The sequence below is a fragment of the Labilibaculum sp. genome (genome assembly GCF_041595635.1).
Classification (GTDB): Bacteria; Bacteroidota; Bacteroidia; order Bacteroidales; family Marinifilaceae; genus Labilibaculum.
Genome location: NZ_JBFHJW010000009.1, coordinates 1 through 23,391 on the forward strand (window position 1 = coordinate 1; position 23,391 = coordinate 23,391).

General features: G+C 37.5%; 16 protein-coding genes and 1 other RNA gene. 14 read left to right on the forward strand and 3 right to left on the reverse strand.

Annotated features, from left to right (window positions below; genetic code table 11):
• Positions 1-297 precede the first annotated feature (297 nt).
• The 7 genes from ABYT26_RS04265 (at position 298) to ABYT26_RS04295 (ending at position 12,067) form a co-directional block, all read left to right on the forward strand.
• Positions 298-954, forward strand: a complete 657-nt coding sequence (locus tag ABYT26_RS04265) for a transcriptional regulator (protein WP_372751660.1) — start codon at positions 298-300, stop codon at positions 952-954.
• A gap of 20 nt (positions 955-974) precedes the next feature.
• Positions 975-2,492: an alpha/beta hydrolase gene (locus tag ABYT26_RS04270; RefSeq protein ID WP_372751661.1), complete on the forward strand. Its 1,518-nt coding sequence runs from the start codon at positions 975-977 to the stop codon at positions 2,490-2,492.
• Positions 2,493-2,567: 75 nt separating this feature from the next.
• On the forward strand, positions 2,568-4,091 hold the full coding sequence (locus ABYT26_RS04275) for an alpha/beta hydrolase (RefSeq protein WP_372751662.1): 1,524 nt from the start codon (positions 2,568-2,570) through the stop codon (positions 4,089-4,091).
• Positions 4,092-4,137: 46 nt separating this feature from the next.
• Positions 4,138-5,667 (forward strand): alpha/beta fold hydrolase, encoded by a 1,530-nt coding sequence (locus ABYT26_RS04280; RefSeq protein ID WP_372751663.1) that lies wholly within the window; start codon positions 4,138-4,140, stop codon positions 5,665-5,667.
• Between the two features lie 68 nt (positions 5,668-5,735).
• A complete protein-coding gene (locus ABYT26_RS04285) occupies positions 5,736-8,849 on the forward strand; it encodes a WD40/YVTN/BNR-like repeat-containing protein (RefSeq protein WP_372751664.1) in 3,114 nt (1,037 codons plus the stop codon).
• A gap of 33 nt (positions 8,850-8,882) precedes the next feature.
• Positions 8,883-10,451, forward strand: coding sequence for a sulfatase (locus tag ABYT26_RS04290; protein WP_372751665.1), 1,569 nt, complete (start codon positions 8,883-8,885; stop codon positions 10,449-10,451).
• Between the two features lie 44 nt (positions 10,452-10,495).
• Positions 10,496-12,067 carry a sulfatase gene (locus tag ABYT26_RS04295; RefSeq protein WP_372751666.1) on the forward strand — a complete coding sequence of 524 codons (1,572 nt, stop codon included), beginning with the start codon at positions 10,496-10,498 and terminating at the stop codon, positions 12,065-12,067.
• A 335-nt stretch (positions 12,068-12,402) separates the two neighbouring features.
• Here the strand turns inward: ABYT26_RS04295 and ABYT26_RS04300 are convergent, their stop codons facing one another.
• Both ABYT26_RS04300 and ABYT26_RS04305 read right to left on the reverse strand, forming a co-directional pair.
• Positions 12,403-13,632, reverse strand: coding sequence for a type II toxin-antitoxin system HipA family toxin (locus tag ABYT26_RS04300; RefSeq protein WP_372751667.1), 1,230 nt, complete (start codon positions 13,630-13,632; stop codon positions 12,403-12,405).
• Positions 13,633-13,634: 2 nt separating this feature from the next.
• Positions 13,635-13,910, reverse strand: coding sequence for a helix-turn-helix domain-containing protein (locus tag ABYT26_RS04305; RefSeq protein WP_372751668.1), 276 nt, complete (start codon positions 13,908-13,910; stop codon positions 13,635-13,637).
• Between the two features lie 264 nt (positions 13,911-14,174).
• On the opposite strand from ABYT26_RS04305, the gene ABYT26_RS04310 reads away from it, so the two are divergent.
• The 6 genes from ABYT26_RS04310 (at position 14,175) to ABYT26_RS04335 (ending at position 21,179) form a co-directional block, all read left to right on the forward strand.
• A complete protein-coding gene (locus ABYT26_RS04310; protein WP_372751669.1) occupies positions 14,175-14,741 on the forward strand; it encodes a TetR/AcrR family transcriptional regulator in 567 nt (188 codons plus the stop codon).
• A 153-nt stretch (positions 14,742-14,894) separates the two neighbouring features.
• Positions 14,895-15,974, forward strand: a complete 1,080-nt coding sequence (locus ABYT26_RS04315; protein WP_372751670.1) for an efflux RND transporter periplasmic adaptor subunit — start codon at positions 14,895-14,897, stop codon at positions 15,972-15,974.
• 4 nt (positions 15,975-15,978) lie between these two features.
• Positions 15,979-19,020 carry an efflux RND transporter permease subunit gene (locus ABYT26_RS04320; protein ID WP_372751671.1) on the forward strand — a complete coding sequence of 1,014 codons (3,042 nt, stop codon included), beginning with the start codon at positions 15,979-15,981 and terminating at the stop codon, positions 19,018-19,020.
• A gap of 18 nt (positions 19,021-19,038) precedes the next feature.
• Positions 19,039-19,551, forward strand: a complete 513-nt coding sequence (locus tag ABYT26_RS04325; RefSeq protein ID WP_372751672.1) for a hypothetical protein — start codon at positions 19,039-19,041, stop codon at positions 19,549-19,551.
• 9 nt (positions 19,552-19,560) lie between these two features.
• Positions 19,561-19,815 carry a hypothetical protein gene (locus tag ABYT26_RS04330; protein ID WP_372751673.1) on the forward strand — a complete coding sequence of 85 codons (255 nt, stop codon included), beginning with the start codon at positions 19,561-19,563 and terminating at the stop codon, positions 19,813-19,815.
• Between the two features lie 11 nt (positions 19,816-19,826).
• Positions 19,827-21,179: a TolC family protein gene (locus ABYT26_RS04335; RefSeq protein ID WP_372751674.1), complete on the forward strand. Its 1,353-nt coding sequence runs from the start codon at positions 19,827-19,829 to the stop codon at positions 21,177-21,179.
• 241 nt (positions 21,180-21,420) lie between these two features.
• Here the strand turns inward: ABYT26_RS04335 and ssrA are convergent.
• Positions 21,421-21,821: a transfer-messenger RNA gene (ssrA, locus tag ABYT26_RS04340) on the reverse strand.
• Between the two features lie 312 nt (positions 21,822-22,133).
• Between ssrA and ABYT26_RS04345 the strand changes: the two genes are divergently transcribed.
• Positions 22,134-23,366 carry an NAD(P)-dependent oxidoreductase gene (locus ABYT26_RS04345; RefSeq protein WP_372751675.1) on the forward strand — a complete coding sequence of 411 codons (1,233 nt, stop codon included), beginning with the start codon at positions 22,134-22,136 and terminating at the stop codon, positions 23,364-23,366.
• Positions 23,367-23,391: the final 25 nt, after the last annotated feature.

Consider the following 23,391-nt stretch of genomic DNA (forward strand, 5'->3'; position numbering starts at 1 on the left):
ACTCAATTGATTATCCAAATAATGGATTCATTTTGGCTATTGGTGAAGATGAGATGGAAGTTAATGATAATATGGTGCAAAATGATGGCTATTAAAAGCTGTAAATAGTTAGTAAAGATAAAAGCCCTGCCCACTGGGTGGGGCTTTTTCATCCCTTATAAATTAGTTTGTTATTTTTGCTGTCAGGATTTTGTTAAATTCATAGATAATTTAACCTTCTCAACTAAAACAACGAATTTTAACGAAGTATATTCTTACAAATTAATAATGAATTTATAGGTACAGAAACACATAATTATGAAAGAACAAGAAATAAACCCTGCTTTAAAGCCATATGTCTCAGTTGCAAATATGATCGGATCTAGTTTTGGGAATAATTGTGAAGTTATTCTTCACGATTTGTCCATCCCTCAAAAATCAGTGGTTTATGTGGTTAATGGACATGTTACTGGGCGTAAAGTAGGACAGCCTTTCGATCATCTCTTGAGTATAGTCTTATCATCAAAAGATTTTAAGGATGATTATCTTTCAAATTATGAAACAGATACAGCCGATGGAAGGAAAATTAAAGCTTCTACCGCATTTATTAGAGACGATAAAAATTATGTTATTGGAGCTTTGTGCATCAATTACGATATCTCAATGATGGAATCCATTCAGACCTTTATTAATGATTTTAAGTTAACCGCGGCAACTATCGAAAGAGAATCAAAACCAGATGCTTACGAAAGTGTTACGGATACAACTAACCAATTAATTAAGCGAATTATAGGAAATGCAGACATCAAGTGTCTGAAGAGAAAAGGGAAAATTTCCCTTATTCAATTCATGAAAGAAAAAGGTGTTTTTCAGATAAAAGGCTCCATTGACATGGTTGCCGAATTAATGAATATCTCGAAAGTTACTGTTTATAGCTATCTCGACGAAGTGAAAAAAGAGAAAGTAAAAGTATAAATCAAAAAATAATTCATAAAATGAAAAAACAAATATTGTTTTTGATGCTGATACTTGGTATTAGTTGCATATCTCATGCACAAAAAACATCATTTCACACTTCAAAAGCCCCAGCTCCTGAAGCTGGAACTATGTTTATTTATCCGGAGCGGATCCATTTAGAAAATGGGGATTTTTATAATGCCGAACGAGCAAGCATGTTTGTGCCTCTTAATCGATCTGTTGAAAATAGTGATGTAATATCATTAGATGTATATCGTTTTAAAGCAACTGAAAAAGCAGATCCGAATACTCCACCTATATTTTTTCTTCATGGAGGGCCTAATTTTCTAGGATTAGAAGATATGCTGGACGAACCTGGTTTTTTTGAAAAAAGATGGAAGTTCATGCTAGATGTTGCCGATGTTGTTGTGGTAAGTCAACGTGGAATTGGTCCATCAAAACCAACAACCCTAATCGAGAATAAAATTCCGGCTTTATCTCCTGATAAGGCTTACAATGAAGAAGAGGCAGTTGAGCAACTTCAAACTATGCTTACCAAGGGAAGAAAAACATGGGAAGACCTAGGGGTTGACCTTAACGGATTTACTGTATTTGAAGCGGATGAAGATATTAATGACGTGAGAAAAGCTTTTGGCTATGATAAAATTACGATTTGGGGCGGAAGTTTCGGATCGCATTGGGGAATGACATTAATGCGTTCACATCCTGAAATCATCGAGAGAGCCATCTTAAGAGGTATGGAAGGGGTAGATCATACCTATGATCACCCTGGACACACATGGAATGTGTACAAACGTATGGCTAAAGAAGCAGAAAGTTCTGAAGAGCTAAAAGGATACATTCCTGAATGTGGACTTATTAGAGCGGTAGAAATTATCGTAGAACGTCTTACTGAAAATCCTGTAACTGTAAAAGTTAAAAATCCTGTTACCAATAAAATGCAAAAAGTTTTATTTGATGGACATTCGGCTAAACAACTTTCTCGTGGATATTCAAATAGCTTAGAAGCATGGCCATCGGATATTATCACCATGTATAATGGAGATTTTACAAAAGCTGCTGAAAAAGCGGTGAAAAAATATAATAATAGTGGACGTAGTTTTAAAACTGCAAGTTACTATATGCTAGATTGTGGTTCTGGAATTACCGCGGAACGACTAAAAGAATATATGGCAGATCCTGCTAATAAAGTTCTTGAAACAGGTTGGGGATATAGAAATGGTTGTCCTTGTTGGGAAAGTGATAATGGGGATGAATTCAGAACAAATTTTGAGACAAATATTCCTACTTTAATTGTTCAGGGTACTTGGGACAGAAGTACTCCCTATGAGAATGCTCTTGAGTTAGCACCTTACTTTAAAGATTTAAAGTTTGTTACCTTAAAACGAGGACCTCATGGAGCAATTCGAGCCGCTTATGATTATTCAGAAGAATTTAAAGCAGGAATTTTGAAATTTGCCGAAAGTGGTGATAGTTCTGGTTTGGATGACGAAATGGAGCTTCCTAAGTTAAAGTGGGTTATCCCCGAAAAATAATACAAGATTAAAGATGCGCTCCTGAGTTGATAACTAGGGGCGTGTTGTTTATATAATCACCTAAATGTAGAGAGAATGCACCAAGTAAAATATATGTTATGTATTATCCTAATCTTTAGTAGTAGTACTTTAGTATTTTCTCAAAAGACCACATTTCATACAGCAAAAGCATCAGCTCCTGAAGCTGGAAGCATATTTATTTTTCCGGAGAGAATTCTTCTGGAAGATGGTAGTTTTTTTAATGCTGAAAGAGCTAGCATGTTCGTTCCCATCAATCGTTCGGAAAAAAACAGCGATGTTATTTCATTGGATGTTTATCGTTTTAAAGCTTCCGAAAAAGCAAATCCTGATACTCCTCCTATATTTTTTCTTCATGGTGGACCTGCTTTCCAGGGACTTGAATCCGCATTTAGTGTGCCGGGAACTTTTGAGAAGTACTGGCAATTTATGACCGATGTGGCCGATGTTGTAGTTGTGAGTCAGCGTGGAATTGGGACTTCGAAACCAACCACTATTATTGAAAGCAAAAAACCTTCTACAACCTTTGATAAAGCCTATAACGAAGAAGCTGAAATAGAAGCACTACAGAAAAAACTTACAAGTGAACGAAAAGTTTGGGAAGACTTTGGTATTGATTTAAAAGGGTTCACAGTGCTAGAAGCTGCCGAAGATATAAATGACGTAAGAAAAGCATTGGGTTACGATAAGATTACTTTGTGGGGTGGTAGTTTTGGTTCGCACTGGGGAATGACACTTATGCGTCAACATCCCGAAATTATTGAGCGGGCCATTTTAAGAGGAATGGAAGGAGTTGACCACACTTACGATCATCCCGGACACACCTGGAATGCTTACAAAAGAATAGCCGAAGAAGCCGAAAATTCGTCAGAATTAAAAGGTTTGATTCCTGAAGGAGGACTGATTGCTGCCGCCGAAACCATTGTAAAAAGACTAAGTGAAAACCCGGTAACAGTTGAGGTTGAAAATCAATATACCGGAAAAACAGAGAAGGTACTAATTGATGAGCATTGGGCGAAGCAGTTTTCCAGAGGGTATACCAGTAGAAGTGAAGCTACTTGGCCGGCAGATATCATTACCATGTATAATGGTGATTTTTCAAAAGCGGCACTAAAAATTATTGAAAAAGCCTACAAGCAAAATTCCCGCCCCTTAACGGCCAGCTATTACATGCTCGATTGTGGCTCAGGAATTACTCCGGAACGTTTAAAGGAACATTTGGCCGATCCGGCAACCAGGGTGCTTGAATACGAATGGGACTATAGAAATGCCTGCCCTTGCTGGGATAGCGATTTGGGTAACGAATTCCGTACAAATTTTGAAACCGAAATTCCAACTGTAATTGTTCAGGGAACCTGGGACAGAAGTACACCCTACGAAAATGCCCTGGAACTGATGCCATATTTTAGGAACCTGAAGTTTGTTCACCTAAAACGCGGACCGCATGGCGCCATAAGAGCTGCCTACCTCTATTCTGCTGAATTTAAAAAGGCGCTTTTGAAATTTGCCGAATGTGGCGATAGTTCAGATTTAAAAGACCATATGGAATTACCAAAGGTAAAATGGGTGGTACCGGAGTAAATAAAAGCTTGTAAAGAAGAACAGAACAGTAAAAAAACAAATCATTATGATTTCAAAAAAAATAGCACTATTAATTGGATTGGTATTTTGTTTGGGGGCTGTAAGTAAAGCTCAAAACCTTACCATACACACTGCAGTTGCGCCTGCACCTAAAGCAGGTACAATGTTTATTTTTCCGGAAAGAATGTTGTTGCCCGATGGTGAATTACTGACTGCGGAAAGAGCAACGATGTTTGTTCCCTTAAATCGTTCGAATAAAAATACGGATGTGATTGGCCTTGATGTTTATCGTTTCCAGCGTAATGAAAAAGCAAATCCGGAAACGCCACCAATTTTCTTTCTTCATGGTGGGCCAAGTTTTCAAGGCGTGCCATCTCGGTTAACATCGCTGGATGCTTTTCAGAAAAAATACGGTTACCTGTTAGATGTGTCTGATGTTGTAATTGTTAGTCAACGAGGAATTGGTACTTCAATGCCAAAAACTATTGTAAATAAAAACGATTACAAAACAGCGCCAGACGAAGCGTACAATGAGGAAAAAGCCGTTGCACACCTAAAAGAATTGCTTACAAAAGAACGTCAGGTTTGGGAAGATTTTGGGGTAGATTTAAAAGGCTTTACTGTCTTAGAAGCTGCCGAAGATATTAACGACGTTCGAAAAGCATTGGGCTACGATAAAATTTCGCTGGCGGGCGGAAGTTTTGGTTCGCATTGGGGGTTTACGCTAATGCGTGAACATCCGGAAATAATTTCGCGTGTTGTGTTTACAGGTTGCGAAGGTCCAGACCATACCTACGATGATCCTGGTTACGCATGGAACGTTTTTAAAAGAATGGCCGAAGAAGCCGAAGAAGCGGAAGAATTGAAAGGCTTAATTCCGGAAGGTGGTTTAGTGGCTGCTGTAAAAACAATTATCAAGCGTGCAAAAGAAAAACCTTTTACCGTAGAAGTAACAAATCCTGCTACTAATAAAGTTCAAAAAGTACTTATTGATGAGCACGTGGCTAAAAAATTAGCGAGAGGTTATTCAAACGACTATACAGCATGGCCGGCAGATATTATCAAACTTTATAATGGAGAATTTGATGAAGCTGCCAAATCTATTGTAGATAAATACAACAAAGGAACGGCTAAATATAGAACAGCAAGTTACTTTATGCTCGATTGTGGTTCTGGAATTACTCCCGGGAGATTGGCGAAACAGTTAGCCGATCCAGCCAATGAAATTCTCGGAAAAATGAATTGGAATTACATTAAAGGCTGCGATTGTTGGGACAGCGATTTGGGAAATGATTTCCGCCAAAATTTCGAGTCGGAGATTCCAATTGTAATTATTCATGGTACCTGGGATAGAAGTACTCCTTTGGAAAATGCACAAGAGCTGGTGCCTTACTTTAAAAATGCAACTTTTATTCCGCTAAAACGTGGCCCACATGATTCTTTAAGTGCAGGAATAGATGTTTCAAAAGAATTTAAAACGGCTCTACTGAAATTTCTTGAAACAGGAGATGCTTCAGGAATAGATACGAATATGGAGCTTCCTCCTGTAAAATGGATAGTACCCGAATTGAAGTAGTTTTTTTGAGAAAAAATAGAATATCTAATCTTCATAAATTAGTTTTAATTGTTAAACAATGCCTTAGTATGAAAAGTACCAATATTTCAAAAATGAATAAGGTTCTGAAGGCTACTCATAGAATGAGTGGGATATTTATTCCACTCATTTTTCTTTTTGTAGCGCAGTCTTTATATGCCCAAAATACAAGTGAGGAAATCAATTCTGATTTATTTAAAAATCTGGAATGGACGAATATAGGACCTAAGCGGGGAGGTAGATCCATTGCTGCAGCTGGTAGTTCGAAACGACCAAACGAATATTATTTTGGTGCTACCGGTGGTGGTTTATGGAAAACTGTTGATGGTGGAAATTCCTGGAATCCGGTAACCGACGGAAAAATAAACAGTTCTTCAGTTGGTGCACTTGCTGTTTGTCAGTCTAACCCTGATATTGTTTACATGGGAATGGGGGAAGCTCAGCTGCGCCAGAATGTATTGCAGGGAGATGGAGTTTATAAAACTACCGATGGAGGAGAAACCTGGGAACATTTAGGATTGGAAGAAACACAGACCATAAGTCGTGTTCGAATTCATCCTACCGATCCCAATCGTGTATATGTTGCAGCACTTGGTCATCCTTTTGGTGAAAATAAAGAAAGAGGAATTTATCGAACGAAAGATGGTGGTGAATCATGGGAACAGGTTCTTTTTAAGGATAATAAAACAGGTGCTATTGATTTGTCTATGGATCCCAATAATCCTGATGTGTTGTATGCAACCATGTGGGAGGTTTATCGCAAGCCATGGCTTCTTTGGAGTGGTGGCGAAGGTTCTGGTTTATACAAATCGGTTGATGGTGGAGATACCTGGACCGAACTAACCAGAAAACCAGGTTTACCTAAAGGTATTTGGGGAAAAAGTACGGTTTCTGTTTCTGGTGCCGATTCCAATCGCGTTTATGTAAATATTGAAGCCGAGAACGGTGGTTTGTATCGTTCCGATGATGGTGGAGAAACATTCGAATTAATTAATAATCATAGGGATTTGTGGCAGCGTGCCTTTTATTTCCTGCGTATTCAGGCCGATCCGGTTGACCGTGACCTAGTATATATTCTTAGCTTTAAATTGATTAAATCGGAAGATGGCGGAAAAACTTTCCACTATTTACCACCTAGTCATAACGATCATCATGATTTATGGATTGACCCCGAAAATCCGAAACGTATGATTAATGCCAATGATGGTGGAGCTGTGGTTTCTGTAACTGGCGGTCAAACCTGGACGGGTTTTCGTTATGCAACTGCTCAAATGTATCGCTTGAGCGTTACCAACGATTTTCCTTATCACGTAGCAGGGGGGCAGCAGGATAATTCTACTGCAGTTGTTCCCTCTGATGGAGGTTTCCTTAGAAACATGAGAATAGCACCAGGCGAAATGATGTATGCTGCCGGCGGAGGTGAGAATGGTTTTGTAGTTCAACATCCAACGAAATTGAATATTTTTTATTCTGGAAAAACAAATGCTTTAGAACGATATGATAGAAATACGGGTCTGATTACCGATGTGCAACCTTTCCCAAGAATTGTTATGGGAGAAGCTGCTAAAGTAATGCCGGAACGTTGGAATTGGAATTATCCGATTGTTGTATCAAGTGCCGAACCTGATGCTTTATTTGTTGGTTCGCAGTACCTTTGGAAATCAAAAGATGAAGGAAAGACCTGGGAAAAAATTAGTCCCGATCTTACCCGCGCTGATGAAGTAACCATGGGTGATTCAGGTGGTCCGATTGTTTTTGATCAGGATGGTCCTGAAATATATGCGACTATTTATAGCATTGAGCCTTCTCCTCTTAAAAAAGAAGTTATCTGGGTAGGTTCTGATGATGGATATATTAACCTAACGCGCGATGGCGGTAAAACATGGGTGAATGTAACGCCTGAAGGTTTACCAAAAGATAGTAAAGTAAGTGGAATAAAAGCATCTTATCATAATGCCGCAGTAGCTTACGCAACAGCGCGTAGATACGAAATGGATGATCGAAATCCGTATGTATATAAAACGGAAGATTACGGAAAAAGCTGGACTAAGATTGTGAGTGGAATTAAACCAAATGATTTTGGTCATTCTATTACTGAAGATCCAGTAAAAGAAGGCTTGGTTTATTTGGGAACAGAAAATGGCGTTTATGTTTCTTTCAACGGAGGCAGCAAATGGCAAAGTCTTTCGAATAATTTGCCGGTTACGCCCGTAATGGGAATCGCGGTTAAGCAAAACGATCTTATTATTGCAACGCACGGTCGCTCGTTTTGGAAAATCCAAAATATTGAACTGCTTCGTCAGCTTTCCGAAGCAAACATCAGTAAGGAACAATTTCACTTGTTTACGCCGGCCAATGCAATCAGAAGAGCAACTCCAGCAACCATCGACTTCTTTGTTAAGGAAAAAGATAGTCAGGTAAAGCTCGATATTGTGGATGATAAAGGCGATTTTGTGCTTCAGGTAGTGGATGAAAAATTTACGAACTCAGGAATGTTCAGATTAAACTGGAACCTTCGCTACGAAGGCGCTACAAGTTTCGAAAATATTATTCTGGAAGGTGGTAAGCCAGACAGAGGACCGTGGGCTACTCCAGGAACTTATTCTGCAGTTTTAACTGTAAACGGACAAACGCAAAGCGTGAAATTCGAAGTGGAAAAAGATCCTAGATTGACTGATGTTTCAGTTGAGGATATGAAAGCACAATTCGATTTGGCTGTGAAGATCAGAACTTGTGAGAGTGCAGCTAACGAAGCGGTAATCCTTTACAGAAAATTAAAATCGGATATCGAAAATAGTTTAGAATTGTCTGCGAATAAAAGCCTTCAGAAGCAAGCGGCTTTATTTTTAGCAGATCTTACTTCGGTGGCCGATAAATTTTATCAGCTGAAAAATCAAAGTCCAAAAGATAAAATCGCATTTCCAATTCGTTTAAATGACCGTTTAACCGGATTGAGAAGTCATTTAGAAGTAGGTGACATGAGACCAACGGTAGCTTATTTGAAAGTGTACGACGAGCTTTCTGCAGAATTAAAAATGCACCTTGATGAGTTAACTGATGTTTTGGAATCTGATTTGCCAAAACTGAATAAAAAGCTGAATCAGTTAAACTTGAAGACTGTTAGTGCTGTTCAAACTAAGAATATGATCGAGTTTCAGGATTAACAAGATTAAATGAATCAATAAACAGAAATAAATATGAAACGATTTCAACTGTTTAGAACACTGCCGCTCTTTTTTTTAGGAGCGGTACTGTTTACTTCCTGTTCATCAAAAGATGGAAGTAAGGATGAAAAAATAGTACAACCCAATATCCTATTTATTCCGGTAGACGATTTGCGCCCGGAACTTGGTGCTTATGGCAACGATTATATCCTAACTCCCAACATCGACCGAATGGCCAAACAGGGGATTACTTTCACTCGTGCCTACTGTCAGCAATCGGTTTGTAATCCTTCCCGAGCTAGTTTTATGACTGGGCTTCGTCCAGATTCTCTGCGTGTTTGGGACAACCATACTAAATTCAGAAATACGCTTTCCGATGTGCTTACTCTTCCTCAGTATTTTAAAGAAAATGGCTATCACACGGTTGGTTTTGGGAAAGCTTTCCACAATAATGATCCCGATACCATTTCCTGGTCTGAAGTTCCGGAGCATCTCGATGGTTTCCCATTCGATCCGGATGCTGTTTATTTAACCGATGAAAATATCAAAATTCAACAGGAAAAAATTGAGAGGTTGAAAGCAGCCGGAAGATCAAAGATTGATCAGTTAGGTCATTGGTATGTGAAAGCAAAAGCGACTGAAATAGCCGATGTAGAAGATGACGCATATTACGACGGTGCGCAAACAACCCGTGCAATTGAGGTGATGGAACGATTGGCAAAACAGGATGAACCTTTTTTCCTATCGGTAGGATATTACCGACCACACTTGCCCTTTAATGCGCCAAAAAAATATTGGGATTTATACAAACGTGATGAAATTCCATTGGCCGAAAATCAATTTGTACCCGAAGGGACTCCTGCATTCTTGGTTCATGGTGATTCTGAACTTCGCAAAAGTTATACCGATTGTCCCGACCTTCCTTTGCCCATTGATGGTCCCTGGGCTGAAGAGCGTCAGCGCGAGATTAAGCATGGTTATTGTGCCAGTGTTTCGTACACCGATGCACAAATTGGAAGGCTGCTTAATGCTTTAGACAGCTTGGGATTGAGCGAAAATACCATTGTGGTGCTTTTGGGTGACCATGGTTGGAAACTGGGAGAACACAATGGTTGGGGGAAGAAAAGCAATTATGAAATCGACTGTCGGGTACCTATGATTTTTAGTGGAGCAGGAGTAAATGCCAAAGGCAGGAAATCGAAGGCATTGACTGAGCTTGTAGATGTATATCCTACCTTATGTGAACTTTCTGGTCTTGAAATTCCGGAATCTTTACAGGGTACAAGTATGGTTCCTTTGCTGTCCGATCCTGATCAGGAATGGGATCAGGTAGCTTTAAGTCAGTTTTTACTTGGGCGTGATCGTCGTACTACTAACATCGATGAAGAACAGATGGGATATGCTATGCGCACCGATCGTTATCGTTATGTGGAATGGTACAAATGGATCGCTCAGGATAGTACGAAAGGCGCCTATTTACGTACCGAGTTGTTCGATCATGAAAATGATGCTCAGGAGAATACAAATCTGGCTAATGATCCTAAATACAAGGAACTAGTTGATTCTCTTTCCGAACAACTTAAACAAGAATATTTTAAATAAAAGGGGAAATAATCCGAGTTTAAAATCTAAAAAAACCTAAACAGATGAAACGAACCAGAGTACATTGGAATTTACTGGTAGCAAGTTTAGTTTTGCTATCTAGCTGTGCATCTCCGTCGAAAGATCAGGGAAATGGAAAAACCAAACAACCCAATATTCTATTTATTCCGGTAGATGATTTGCGCCCGGAATTTGGTGCTTATGGAAGCGATTATGTAATCACTCCGAATATGGATCGATTGGCCGATCAGGGCGTAACTTTCACCAGAACCTATTGTCAGGAAGCAGTTTGTAACCCTTCTCGTGCTAGTTTACTTACCGGTTTACGTCCCGATTCAATTAAGGTGTGGGATTTGCAAACAGAGTTTAGAAAAACCATGCCCAATGTGGTTACCTTACCGCAATATTTTAAACAAAATGGTTACCATACGGTAGGCTTGGGAAAAGCATTTCATAATAACGATCCTGATACGATTTCCTGGTCGGAAGTGCCACAACATCTTGCAGGCTTTCCTTTCGATCCAGATGCGGTATACTTAAACGATGAAAATCTGAAGATTCAAAAAGAGAAAATTGAAGCTTTAAAAGCAGCAGGAAAATCAAGAATCGATCCATGTGGACACTGGTATGTGAAAGCAAATGCAACAGAAATTGCTGATGCCGACGATGATGCCTATTACGATGGTGCACAAACAACTGAAGCAATCGAGATTCTTAAAAGGTTAAAATCAGAAGAAAAACCATTCTTCCTTTCGGTAGGATATTACCGTCCTCACCTTCCTTTTAATGCACCCAAGAAATACTGGGATATGTACAATCGCGATTCAATTCCTTTGGCCGAAAATCAGTTTGTACCCGAAGGCGTGCCAGGATATCTTATCCATGGGGAAGCCGAATTGAGAGGATATTCCGATACTCATGATTTGCCATTGCCAAGTGAGGAGCCCTGGGATGAGGATCGCCAGAGAGAAATTAAACACGGTTACTATGCGAGTGTTACTTATACCGATGCTCAAATTGGTCGTCTTTTAAAGGCTTTAGATGAATTGGGATTAGCAGAAAATACTTTGGTTGTTCTTTGGGGCGATCATGGATGGAAACTAGGAGAACACAACGGCTGGTGCAAGCAAACTACCTACGAAATTGATACCCATGTTCCAATGATTTTCAGCGGTGCTGGTGTGAAAGCAAAAGGCAAGGAGACTAATGCTCTTACCGAGTTTGTTGATATCTATCCTACTTTATGTGATATGGCTGGTATCAAGATTCCAGATTACCTACAAGGTACCAGTGTGGCCCCTCTTTTAGAGAATCCTGATTTGGAATGGAAATCTGCAGCATTCAGTCAATTTCTTTTAGGTCGCTACGGACGTACAAAGACGATTCCATTCGAACAAATGGGTTATGCCATGAGAACCGACCAATTCCGTTATGTGGAATGGTACAAGTGGGTTGATGACAAGAAAGGTGAATATCTGCGAACTGAATTGTACGATCACGAAATAGATCCTCAGGAAAATAAAAACAGAGCCGAAGATCCAAAATACAAAAAGACAATTGAAGAATTGGCTAAACAATTAAAAGCGGGTTGGAGAAATGCCAAACCAAAAAATTAAATAGTAGCTTTTAGTGTAGAATTTAAAGAGGAGAAGTACCCAAATTGTTGGGTGCTTCTTTTTTTTGCTTCTGGCATTCATGTATTGGTTTTATTTGCCTTTAATTGATTTTAAAAACAAACAAAAAAGAATCATAGTAAGTGGAGTTCTAAGAAGTCAAGATTCTTGAATAAATAATTGTAAAAGAGAGCGTTTCTTGGTTTTCGAATAAGGGGCTGGTGGTGGAATCGAAATTAATTTTGAAGTTGGAACCCTTTTAAGGATGCGAAAGTTTGATGAAACATTCTTATTCAATTGAGAGGGAGATGGTTCTCAGGATGATTAGTTTCTCATTTCTAAAATCTTGATCTAATGGTTTTCAAACTTGTTTCTATGGTTTTTATTGAGGCTTTGGAAACTCCACATGATTTAGCATACATTCTCCAGGCATCGATAATATCTTTTATCTCATCGATAATGAAATTTGCTTTGTTGATCGAGAATAAATTTGCTAATTCCAGTAATTCTTTCCTTCCCGGATCTACATAGTTTTTAGCGCAAGCTGTACTATGGAATCCCTGAGAAGATGAAGAGAATGTCAAGTCATATGCAGGTGCAAGCGACCATATTCCTTTAGCATCCATTAGGAAGGCAAAGTTTTTAGAATGATCATCGCGGTTATGTGCCAGAACATTAAAAACAGCCCTACGAAACATTTGTTCAGCCGCTTGCGCGTTATTTGTTAGCTTTTTTGCCTGGAAGATTAGATTCCCATAGTCAAGAGTGCTGTGTTCATAGTCATCATGAAGAAGTCCTGCAGCTGAGAGCATATGAAGTTTATCATTCCCAGACCTATCAAATCGTTTGGTTCCAAAATAGCTGTTCCCAGCATCACTGCTAAACACTCTACACTCAGACATTTCAATTCCTGAATCTACAGCCATTTTAGAATAGGCTAGTTCCGTATTGGCGATATCCCTAGAATCTTCACTTGCTGCAAATTTAATAATCCAGTGTTCATATCCTTCTGGAAGATTTGCAATGCCACTGATGAGAGAATCTGTTTTTGGATTGTATCCTGCATAAATTTTGGGTCGTGCTCCACCAGGACTTCCTCCTCTTCCGAAGATCTCATCAATTACGACACTACTTTCGCCTTTGAGTACATCAGAAATATTGTTATTTAGTTTATCTAGATTCATTTCTATCGCTTCTTGGTTCGACTCAACACTCGGTTTGTACTGTAGTGCTCCCAGGCTATTTTTTCCGGCAAAAGTTAGGTGATCTAAGGCATTTAAAGATTCGATAGCAATTTGATCAGCACTGAGACGCTTCCTGATTAGCAAGTATCCCCAGGCATCTGGTAAAGAGTCAGCGAATACACCAAATAGACCACTGAATGGTTTTTCTTTAGTCGTCTGAGGATTATCGTCAAATATTAATTGATTGGGCGATAGATTCGCTCCCGATTTTAAATAAGCATCACTATATTTAAACAATATTCTCCGACCATCTATAATCAGCTGACCTACTAATTCTTCCTGTTCAGAAAATTGGATGTACACGTTAAGTTTACTTGTCGCCATAATCAATAATCAAATAGGTCTTTTTTCTGTTTTATATCGTTGGGTAGCAATATTGATTCAAAGTCTGTCAGACGATGCAGAACCTCACAGATCTTTAGGAGTGATTCAAGAGAAATAATACCTGTCGACTCGAATTTCCGAATACTAGCGTAGGCTACTCCAGATCTTTCTGATAATTTCTTCTGAGACATCTTCTCCTGTTTTCTTAAGGTTATGATCTTTTTTGATAAAAGAATCATTACTTCTTTAGGTGAATTTTGATCTCCATACTCTCCCATATCTACTGTCCATTTAGAATATAAAGATAGGTAATTTGCATGTGAATTGCTATTGTAGTAGCAATTTCTTACTAAAAATGGAACATATTGCTACTGGGATAGCTGTTTCTGGCGAATCATTCTTTGGGATTTGGATGATTGATAGTGCTTTTGTTCAAGGATGAATAAAATAATGTAAAAAATTCGAAAATTACTTGGAATGATAAAATTACGAACCTATTTTTGCGCCAAATAAACTAAAATAATACATAGAGTTTACTACTTATGAAGTTTGGAAACGAGAATATAGAGAAAATTGTTTTTGAAAGCACTAAAAATATTTTACTCAAACGAGGTGTGAAGGGGTGGAATATGGATGATCTGGCAAAAGAATGCGGAATGTCTAAAAGAACACTCTATAAAATAATAGGTAGTAAGGAAGATCTATTGTACAAATGTTATGAGGAGACATTCAATTCATATACAGAGAATTCCAGAGAGTTTATGAAGCAGGATGTTGATTATTACACATTGCTTGATAATTTGACGGATCAGATTGCAAATGGAATTGATGAGTATGTGATTGCCAATTCGATGAGTATTAGAACAGAGTATCCGCAAATATCAAAAATGATTGATGAGAAAATTAATATTCAACATGAATTAATAATTGCATTTATTGAAAAGGGATGTAGTAAAAATTTATTAAGAGATCATGTGAATCCTAAAAACATTAACCATATCGTTGAGGCTTTAATGAATTATAATATTACAAACAGTAAGGATAAGGCTGATTTTGAGGTCAAAATAAAGGAGCAGTTAAAATTTTTATTTGAAATAATAAAAAAATAGAGATAGTTAATATGCTTAGAAACTCTGGGTAGACTTGTGCATGGAAATGCAATAAGTGCCCATATTTTTTTGAATATAGATAAACTAAAGAAACGTATATGGTTTACTCAGAGTCTACTGTAAGTTAATTAAAAAAACACTAATGTTTAAGTAATGAGGTATTTAAAAGGAATCAGCTGTTTGCTGATAGGAATGTTGATTTTTGTTGCTTGTAAAGAAAAAGCCAAAGAAAAAGTACATGTGAGATCAGTAAAGGTGCTGAATGCAAGTATTAAAGAAAGTAGATGCAATGTGATTACTGTACCTGCAAGTATTAATGAAAAGCGGGAAACCAAGCTAGCGTTTCGAGTAAATGGACCCTTGGTAAAGTTAAACGATATCATTGGTGATTATGTGCCAAAAGGACAGGTCATTGCTAAGATCGATTCTCGTGATTACAAAATCGCCGTTGAATCGACTCAGGCAGCTTATAAATTAGCCAGTGCAGAATATGAGCGCTATAAAACTTTGCTGGAAAGAGAAAGTGTATCTGCTAGTACATATGATCTTATGGAGTCAAACTATACTGCTGCAAAAACTGCGTATGAGTCGGCTAAAAATGCATTAGAAGATACTGATCTGAAAGCTCCATTTTCTGGATACATTAGCGATGTATACGTGAATAATTTTGAAGAGGTAAATCCCGGACAACCTATTGTTTCGTTTATTGACCTTTCAAAATTTGAAGTAAATGCATGGATTTCCTTAGAGGATTTAGATAAAATTAATGATAGAACTCAATATGCATGCCTGGTAGAAGTAGGAAATAAAAAAGTTAGAGTTCCGGGAACATTAAAAGAAATAGGACACAAAACCAGTATGTCAAAACAATCCTACCCAATATCAATATTGATTGATGTACCGGAAAATCTTAATCTACGTGCAGGAATGACAACCCACCTGGAGATCACCGAAAATGGAGTTAATTCTGTAGCTTCTATGGAAATACCAGTTACTTGTGTATTTACGAAGGGAAGCAAAACATACGTATGGTTATTTAACGAAAGTTCAAATACAGTTTCTGCTAAAGAAGTGGTCAGCGGAAAAATAGTTGCTAACGATATGATAGAAATAAAAAGAGGATTGAAGGGTGGAGAGAATATTGTTAGCACGGGAGTTAATTACCTGTTTGAAGGCCAAAAAGTAAAGAAGTACGAAGGATTTTCAAGAACAAACGTAGGGAACAAATTGTAAGAAAATGAATTTAACAGAATACTCACTGAAGAACAAGATAGTAGTGTACTTCTTGTTACTGATTGTGCTGGTGGGAGGAGTATCTTCCTACTTTAGCATGGGTAAACTCGAAGATGCCGTGTTTACCATTAAAACGGCTTTGGTTGTCACACAATATCCGGGCGCATCTCCTCATGAGGTGGAACAGGAAGTAACCGAGGTAGTAGAGCGTGCAGCTCAAAGTATGGACAATATCGATGAGATATTTTCGAGTTCATACGCAGGTCTCTCTATTGTTGAAATTGAACTGGAAGAAAAGTTGCGCTCAAAAGAAATGCCCCAGGTTTGGGATATTCTTCGTAAAAAACTAAAAGATGCGGAAGGAGATCTGCCTTCAGGAGCAGGAACTCCCCAAGTAATTGATGACTATGGAGATGTATATGGAATGTTTTATGCGATTACCGGCGATGGCTTTACTTACGAAGAACTAAACGATTATGCTCAGTATTTAAAGCAGGAATTGCTACCGGTTGCCCAGGTTGGTAAAATTACCTTGTTCGGAAATCGTACCGAAGTAGTGGATGTGATCATCAAGGAATCAAAAAAATCGGAGCTGGGAGTTAATCCGGGTATTATTGCTCAGGCATTTAATTCACAGGCTGAGATTGCTGCTGCTGGTAATATTGAAATAAACGACCGCTATATAAGAGTCTCAGGGAACAATGCTTTTAAAAGCCTTGAGGAAATTAAAAACACCATTGTTCAGGTTGGAGAAGAACAGTTCTACTTAAAAGATGTAGCCGAAATTAAAAAGTCTTTTCTGGAACCGGCGCAAGGTCTGATGAAAAGAAATAAACAGAATGCAATTGGTTTAGGTATTTCTACCACCAAGGGGGGAAATGTATTGACACTAGCTGAGAATATTAATGCCAAGTTAGATGTTATCAGACCTAATTTGCCTTTAGGACTGGAAATAACATCTGTATACAGTGAGGCCAAAGAGGTGGAGAAAGCCAACGATGGTTTTATCGTAAACCTGATCGCATCGGTAGCTATTGTTGTTATTGTATTGTTATTATTCATGGGCTTACAATCTGGAATTTTAATTGGTAGCAGCTTAATTTTCTCTATTCTGGGAACCTTAATTATCATGAACATGATGGATATAAGTCTGCACCGCACATCACTTGCCGCTATTATTATAGCCATGGGAATGCTGGTAGATAATGCCATTGTAGTAACCGACGGTGCTTTGGTTTCCTTGCAAAGAGGAATGAACCGCAGAAAAGCCATCGTGGATATTTCTAGTTCAACTGCAATACCATTACTGGGTGCCACTTTTATTGCCATACTGGCTTTTCTACCAGTTTTTCTTGCCCCTACTTCAGCCGGCGAAATATGCCGGGATCTATTTCTGGTTTTAGCTATTTCTTTAACATTGAGTTGGTTGTTTGCGATGACACAAACTGCCATAACCAACGAAAGATTCCTAAAAGCGCCTAAAGAAATAAAAGATCCGTACGGAAGTAGGTTCTACCAGGTGTTTAAAAGTTTTCTGATAAGTTCACTAAAACGCAGGTGGATGTCTTTAGCGGGTGTAATTGCATTTCTGATTATTTCAATATTTGCTTTTGTCAACTTAAAACAGGCATTCTTTACCCCTATGGAAAAATCATATTTTGTTATTGATTATTGGTTGCCTGAAGGGAGTTCTGTTAGTAAAGTTGAAAATGATTTGACAATTGCGGAAAAACAACTTTTCGAGAACAATCCCGAAATTGTGAATATAGTTACCAGTATCAGTCAAACACCACCACGTTATATATTAATGGCTCATGCTGAAAATTATAATACCAGCTTTGGTCAATTTTTAGTTGAAACACACAATTCTGAGGAAACCGATGAGTTGGTTCCGAAGCTTACAGAATACTTTAACGATAATTATCCACAGGCCCGTGTTAGGGTACAAAAGTACCTCGCAGGACCACCAATTGACTATAAAGTAGAAGGACGTTTTATTGGCCCCGATCCAGCAGTATTAAGGGATTTATCGGAGCAAGCCAAAACAATAATGCACAACACACCTGAATGTGGTGATATATGTGATGATTGGCGCAACAAAGTGTTAACCTGGGCTCCTCACTATTCACAACTAAAAGGTTCTCGTTGTGGTATATCCAGAAGCGATTTGGGAAATACGATCCAACAATTAACCAGTACAGGTTTAAGCATCGGTCTTTACCGCGAAAATGAAGAAAAATTGCCGGTCATGCTAAAAGTAGACCAGAAGGCTAAAAACAGTATGGATGCAATTGAGAATACAAGTGTCTGGTCGCAAACAGGTGCCTATTCTGTACCTCTAAAAGAAGTGGTTGACAGTATTTCCTTATCATGGGAAAACAGCGTTATCAAACGCTATAATCGTCAGCGTGCCATTACTGTACAATGCGATCCTGCCGATCCGGATATGACAGGCACAACACTATTAGCTAAAGTGAAAGACCAAATTGAAGCCATTCCGCTACCAGCAGGTTATAGCCTAATGTGGGACGGAGAGCTGAAACCTTCTGTGGAGTCTCAGGAAGGTACTGGTAAATTCTTTCCAATGGCCATGCTTTTAATGATCTTTATTATTGTGATGCTTTTTAATAGCGTACGTCAGTCGTTGGTTGTAATTGCCATTATTCCATTATCGATTATTGGAGTTGGAATAGGACTATTTGTAACAAATAGTGCCTTTGGTTTTATGGCTATTGTAGGATTTTTAGGACTGATAGGTATGGTGCTTAAAAATGCAATTGTACTGATGGATCAGATTAATATAAATCTTGAATCTGAAGGCATGCAAGCTTTTCCTGCTGTTGTAGATGCGGCCGTTAGTCGTTTACGTCCGGTATTCTTGGCAGCCATTACTACAATTTTAGGGATGACTCCAATTATTACAGATGCAATGTATGGTTCTATGGCAATTACTATCATTTTCGGCTTACTGTTTGCAACAGTTCTTACTCTGATTGTAGTGCCTCTGCTTTATGTGATTTTCTACAGAATCGAAGTAAGTGAATAACTTTAAAAACAACTAAAAATGCAAATTGATATAACTGATAAATATTTCTATTGTGAAATAAAAGAGCGTATAACAGTTCTTTATTTAGATTATAGTTTGATTTTGGAACAGGAAACCTTTGACCATAGAAATCAGCTTTTAGATTTATTAGATCAAATAAATAGTAGTGATGAGATTAAAACATTGGTGATAAGTAATGATCATTCTGATTTTAGTCTGGAGAAATATAAAGAGAAATGGAATACTCTATATGAGGATAAAAATTATGAGGACAATATTCTACGAGTATTCAGAACTTTTAATCAGATACTCCTTCAAATCAAATCGATGAATAAGATTGTTCTTTCAGTCTACTTTAAGCCGGTTAATGTTATGTTGTTTAGTATGAGTATGGCTGCAGATTTAAGATTTGTTTCGCGTGATTTTTATATAGACAATGACAACTACAACTTTGTAAATATTCCTAAGGGAGGGGCAACATTTGTAGAATCGAATCTGATGTATATAAATCCGGTGAAAATGCTTTTTTAGTACGATAAGGTGCACTCATCCGATTTGCTAAAAAAACATATTATTGACGAAGCGATCAATCAGGAGGAGTTAATGGAAAGGGTTCATAATATCGCTACACGCTACTCTAAGTTCGATTATATTGAGTTTGAAGCGGTAAAAATAGTTCAGCAAAGCAGAATTCCGAAACTCGATATTCGTTTGCAGAAGGAAAATGACTATTTATTGACTTGTATTAGAAAAAAGAAAAATATAAATGATCGGAAAATAACCCGTATCAAATAATTACAAATCCAATGAACAATATTATATCAAAAATATCAATGGTCCTTTTATTTGGGCTGTTGATGATTTTTAAAATAAGTGCACAAGAAGTTTTAACGCTTCAGCAATGCAAGCGAAAGGCTGTAGATCATAATCAAAAGGTTAAGTCTGCTTTATCTGACTTAAAGTCGAGTGAGGCTTCATTAAAGCTTAGCAAAAGATCTATGCTCCCAGTTTTGGATTTATCTTCTTCGTATACTTATCTAAGTGATCCGAATCAAATGATTGTTCCGGGCTATGAATTGCCAACTGTAGATGGTGATCCCAGTGGAGTATATTCGCCCGGAAGTACAACCGATCTGGCTTATGAAAATTCGTACACAGCAAGTATTGGAATGAGTTTGCCAATTTATATGGGAGGTAAATTGAGATACGCAAATACGCTCTCATCTCTCTCTTTAGCATTGGCTGAGGATAATGTAGATTTAACCAAATCAGAATTGTTGCTAGATGTAGAAACGAAATATTGGAGTTTGGTATCTTTGAGGGAACAAAAAGGGGTGGTAGAAAAATCCATCGAGCTTTTAACCGATGTGTTAAAAGAAGTTCGTAATAGATATGAAACTGGTGTTGTTACCAAAAATGAAGTTTTAAAGACTCAGGTAGAATTAAACAATTCGAAGTTGTCACTGATTGAGATTTCGAATAATTTGGAGTTGGCAAAAATGAGCTTAAACCAAAGAATTGGGAATGGAATATTATCGTCGATTCAAATTCAGGATTCCATCATTTTTATTCCAGAGAAACTGTCTTCTATTTCATTTAGCGAAAATCATTTGAGGAATCGCCCAGAATTAAAAATGCTAAACAATCAGGTAGAGGTATCAAAGGTTGAAAAAAAGCTAGTAAATGCAGATTATAAACCACAGATTGTGTCTTATGCAAATTATCTTTCTCAAAATCCTAACCATTATATGGAGCAAGAAAATGAGTTCACATTTAATGCAGGGGTTTCTGTGAGTGTTCCCGTTTTTCATTGGGGTGAGAAGCGGCTTAAAAATGTGCAGAATAAAATGGCCATTCAAAAAGCTGAGCTTAATTTAGATGAGAGTACCGAATTAATTGTATTGGAAATTAGACAGGCTATTTTTCGTCTGAAAGAGTCTTTGGTAAAATTGAATTTTACAGAAACATCTATGGAACAAGCTAACGAGAATTTAAAACTGGAAACAAATCGTTTGATGGAGGGAGTAACAACAACAAGAGACTTGTTAGATGCTCAACTGCAATGGCAGGAATCTCATGCCGATTATATTAATGCAAAAACAGAGGTGAAAACCAATGAAGCTAAATATTACAAGGCAATTGGTGATCTGAAAATTTAATCTTTGTTGCGACGTAATTTTTCTATTTTGAGAATGGTGAATTAGAAGTTTGTTATCTAATGAATGCCAGTAGCATAAAGAATGTATTTTTTTAAAGTTTAATAAGCAGCTTCTTATTTGTTAAGGGCTGCTAATTTTTTGTTCGAATATTAGTTGTTTTAAAAATGAATAGAAAAATTAGAATAAAAAAACCGGTCAAACCTATTGGTTTGACCGGTTTTGATTTAATTTGACTATTGTCTAGTGGAGCTGCAGGGAATCGAACCCTGGTCCAAACACGCGATCAATAAGCTTTCTACATGTGTAGTGATTTATTAGTTTTCGAATAAAGTTTAGGAAAGCACACCTGAGACCTTATCTTATCTTCTTAATTTCATCTGTTCCCCGAAGTTTGAATCAGACTAACCCTGAATTGATAGCATCCAATTACTTACCGGATCAAGGTGGAACCATAAGCTGGATGTCTCGTCTCTACTCCTAGAGTAGTGATAAAGCTAATCTACTATAATTCGATTAAGCAGCAAGAGCGTAGTTATTTTCGCCAATTAAAAAGTGTGATATCCGATATTTACGAGCTGGAATAACAACGCTCGACATGCTTACTTACCAATTCATCATGCTGTCAAAATCCACGTCAGCCCCTTGAATCGGCGTAAAATTAATAAAATTCATTCGGTTCGCATGATCTTTTTCATAGAATCCTTCTAAAATTACTTAAAATTCTAATTGTGTTTTTGTAATGGGCAGTAAATCAGTGTGTATTGATGTTTTTTGTGGAGAGATAAAAATTAGAATAAGAAAAATCCACAAAAGACATTTGCTATTGTGTTCCCATTCATAAGTGAAAGTATAAATCCGTAAGCTTATGTATGAAGAATTTTTCATAATTATTAGTATCTTACTATTCACTTATTATCAAGCAGGAATAATATTTAACGTTTAAAAAAGCATCAAATGAACAAGGAAATTAAGATAGGGGTACTTCGGGAAACTAAAAATCCACCGGATAGGAGGGTTGCAATACCACCAGTTACATGTAGGCAAATAGCAAATAAGTATCCCAATGTTAGTATTTCGATTCAGCCAAGCGATATTCGGTGTTTTACTGATGCTGAATATCGGGAACAAGGCTGTTTTCTAACGGATGATTTGCGTGATTGTGATATACTTTTTGGGGTGAAAGAAGTTTCTATTCCTACTTTAATTCCCAATAAAACTTATTTGTTTTTTTCTCATACAGCCAAAAAACAGGCCTACAACAGAGAGTTTTTGCGAAAAATTATGGAGCGAAATATTACTCTAATCGATTATGAATATCTAAAAAATAGGAATAATAAAAGATTGGTTGCTTTTGGTCATTGGGCTGGGGTAATAGGTGCATATAAAGCTTTGCGGGCAAGGGGAATGCGTACTGATTTTTTTGATCTTCCACCAGCTAGCAATTGCAAGGACATGGAAGAAATGTATCAATATTTGCAAAAAATAGTTCTAAAACCCATAAAAATATTGGTTACTGGTGGTGGTCGTGTAGCAAAGGGAGCTATGCAAACAATACATGCTTTACGTGTGAAAGAGGTTACGGCTGATGATTTTTTGCACAAAAGCTATCGTGAGCCTGTTGTTTGTCGAATTGATCCGGAAAATTATGTAGAACGTAAAGATGGAGGTGCTTTTTCTTTTCAGGATTTTTACGATAATCCAGAAGCTTATCAATCATCATTTAAGCCTTATACTAAAGTGACAGATTTATTCATAGCCTGCCATTTTTGGGATCCCAAATCGCCAAAATTTATAACCGCCGACGATTACAAAGAAAAGGATTTTAAGATTTCGGTTATTGCCGATATTAGTTGTGATTTAAATGGGCCAATCGTATCAACACTTAGAGCGTCCACAATTGATTCATCCTTTTATGGTTACGACCGTTTTAAAGGAGAAGAAACGATTCCTTTTGTGGATAACAGAAATGTAACTGTTATGGCAGTAGATAATCTTCCAGGAGAATTACCTAGAGATTCTTCTATTGATTTTGCGGAAGCTTTGTATCAGAATGTTTACGATTGTCTTTTTGTAGATGATCCAGATGGAATTATTGAAAATGCGACTATCGTTAAAAATGGTAGATTGACATCTAAATTTGCTTATCTGAAGGATTTTGTTGAAGGAAAAGATGGGGATTCACTGTAAAAAAAAGGATCAACTTGTTAGTAGA